The organism is Oleiphilus sp. HI0080 (assembly GCF_001635135.1).
Genome location: NZ_LWFU01000701.1, coordinates 1 through 1,115, shown reverse-complemented (window position 1 = coordinate 1,115; position 1,115 = coordinate 1). Strand labels below are relative to the sequence as shown.

Genomic DNA, 1,115 nt, shown 5'->3' with positions numbered 1-1,115 from the left:
CGGATGCAATCTGAAAGTTGGCAATCACGCGCTCCATCAGCAAACCGCTCTTGTTTTCGCTCATGAGGGTCTGCGCCTCTGGAAGCGAAATTGTCTGTGCTGGCGTCACCTTGTTAAGCATTTTCGCAAAATCACGAGAATTGTCGGGATGGCTTAATTGGTAATCAATGGGTTGAAAAACACCAACACGGACGCCGATCCGCTCAAGTGCGTAAACTAAACCATAGGTGATTGACGTCAACCCGGATTGCACGTTGGTTGGAGACAAAAAGAAAGCCTTGCTCATTCGGTGTATCCTTACTTAATTCTTACAGAGTTCTGCGCTTTGGGAGGCAATCATCCACTCTTCGTCAGTCTTAGTAACGAATATAGGGAGACTGCTGTTGTCGTTAATTGGAACAATATCGTGTTCAATTTTATTGTTTCGGGAGAGGTCGAGCTTGAACCCAAGACCCGCGAGCAGTGTGACCGTTTTATCGCGAATACGCGTAGCGTTTTCTCCGATACCGCCCGTAAATATTAAGCCGTCTACGCGATCAAGCGAGACCCTCATGCCGCTGATGTGTTTGGCTAATCGAAAGCAGAACATATCAATGGCGAGTGCTGCATCGTAGTCACCTTCGTTTGCGGCCTTTTCTAATGTGCGCATATCATTCGAGAGTCCGGATACGCCAAGTAAGCCGCTTTGTTTATTTAACAGCGTGTCTATCTGTTCGCCCGAGTAACCTTGTCGAAGCAGATAAGCAAAAATACCGGGGTCGATATCACCGCTCCGTGTTCCCATGACGAGCCCCTCGAGCGGCGTCATTCCCATTGAAGTATCCACGCTATTTCCGTTTGAAATCGCGCACACGCTTGCTCCGTTGCCTAAGTGTGCGCTTATGAAACTGCAATTTGCTAATGGCTTGCCAAGGTGTTTAGCGGTCGCTTCAGCAACAAAGTGATGGCTCGTACCATGAAACCCGTATCTGCGAACGGAAAGCTCTTCATAAAGATGTTTGGGTAGTGCGTAACGAAAGGCGCACGCTGGCATGGTTTGGTGGAATGCCGTGTCAAACACCGCAACTTGTGGCACTTCTGGATACGCTTTCGACAAAAGCTCTATACCCATAAGG

The 1,115-nt window shown here is 48.5% G+C and carries 2 protein-coding genes; both read right to left on the bottom strand.

The features are described 5' to 3' along the window. Positions 1–286 (bottom strand): AAA family ATPase (locus A3751_RS15110; protein WP_156492503.1); only part of this gene is annotated, 286 nt, incomplete at its 3' end. 15 nt (positions 287–301) lie between these two features. Then, positions 302–1,115, bottom strand: an 814-nt coding sequence (locus A3751_RS15105; protein ID WP_068457623.1) for an acetate/propionate family kinase, incomplete at its 5' end; no start/stop codon positions are given.